This window comes from Staphylococcus sp. GDY8P54P, from assembly GCF_017892645.1.
GTDB classification, from domain to species: domain Bacteria; phylum Bacillota; class Bacilli; order Staphylococcales; family Staphylococcaceae; genus Staphylococcus; species Staphylococcus ureilyticus.
The window spans coordinates 1-1,538 of the sequence record NZ_JAESLN010000041.1 but is presented as its reverse complement, the minus strand read 5'-3'; the positions used below and the strand labels follow the sequence as shown (position 1 = coordinate 1,538).

General features: G+C 29.2%; 2 protein-coding genes. Both read right to left on the bottom strand.

Features of this window, described 5'->3' with window-relative positions; genetic code table 11:
• Window positions 1–39: 39 nt before the first annotated feature.
• Window positions 40–867 carry an IS3 family transposase gene (locus KA883_RS12655; RefSeq protein ID WP_348634420.1) on the bottom strand — a complete coding sequence of 276 codons (828 nt, stop codon included), beginning with the start codon at window positions 865–867 and terminating at the stop codon, window positions 40–42.
• Window positions 864–1,538: helix-turn-helix domain-containing protein (locus tag KA883_RS12650; RefSeq protein WP_210140004.1), on the bottom strand; the 675-nt coding region annotated here is incomplete at its 5' end. The genes KA883_RS12650 and KA883_RS12655, both read right to left, overlap by 4 nt.

Genomic DNA, 1,538 nt, shown 5'->3' with positions numbered 1-1,538 from the left:
GACAGTGAAAAAAACAAAATGTTTATGGCGACCTTATATTTACGATATAAGGGTAGCCATTTTTAATGTTAGTCTTTCTTGATTAAAAAATTCTATATATGAATTAATTGCTTTTATTGCTGTAGCCTTGTCTTTAAAAATCACTTTTTTTCTTCCTCTAAACAATTCACTTTTAATAGTTCCCCATACTCCTTCCATAGGTCCATTATCTATGCAACATCCTGGTCGTGACATACTTTGTTTTATACCAAGTTGCTCTAACGTAACTTTAAATAATCTGCTTGTATATTGATATCCTCTGTCGCTATGCAAGAGTATACCTTCGGTATTCGGCACAAGTTTGACTGCTTTTTTGAGCGTATCTAATACAAATTTATTGTTATTTGAGGTACTTAATTTATGACTGATAATCTGTTTGCTGCCTAAGTCATAAATAGCACTTAAGTAAAGTTTTTTACCATTGCTGAGTTTGAATTCTGTAACGTCAGTTAACCATTTTTTATTTGGGATTTCTTCTTCAAATTTTCTATTTAATATATTATGTGCTGTAATTTCAGGTGTTGTTTTAATATATCGTTTTCTTTTAGGGCGAATAGTAGATTTTAGATTAAGTTGATTCATCAATCTATAGACACGTTTATGATTTACTTTTTGATGTAGTTTAAGTCTTAAATATATGTATATACGACGATATCCATATATGCCTTTGTATTTATTGTAGATATCAACGATATCTTTGATTAATTTTTGGTTTTCAATTTCTTTATTTGATGGTTTGCGATGTAACCATTTATAGTAACTTGAACGTGATATCTTTAATACTGAACATAACCAAGCTATCGGATAAAGGTTTTTAAATGCTTTTATCGTTTGGTATGATGCTTTTTGTCTGATGCCTGTTTCATCAACTTCCTTTCTATTTCTTCTTCCTTTTTTAAAACGTCATTTTCCATTTGAAGAAATTTATTTTTCTCTTTAAGTATCTTAATTTCAGCTTTTAATGCCTCTTCAGGTGTTAATACAGACTGGGGTTTCCCTTTTCCACGTCCATCTTTAAGCCCATCATACCCATGCAAGTTGTACTTTTTTACCCAGTTATATACTTGGCTATAATTGATGTTAAAATGATTTGCTGTTGTCTTATACGATTGGCCATGATTCATATAATAATCAACGATTTCTACACGATCTTCAAATGTTAATGATTTATATTTCAATTGATACACCTCGGGTTTTGGAGAATATGTTTTTAATATTTTACCCGATAAATACTTTGAAATCCATTTGTTTACAGTTGAAGTAGTGGGGATATTATATTTAACTACTAAATCAGTTAAAGATAGGCCATCATTTATATATTCGTGCACAACTTTAAGCTTAAATTCATTTGAGTAGGTATTATTTCTCTGAATTGGTAAAAGCACCTTTATTCCATGCTTCTTAAATTTATAATAGTTAATCAATAATGTTCTAGGAGAACAATTTAAATTTAATTTTTGAATTACATTTTTCATACTATATCCTTCTTCATATAAGCT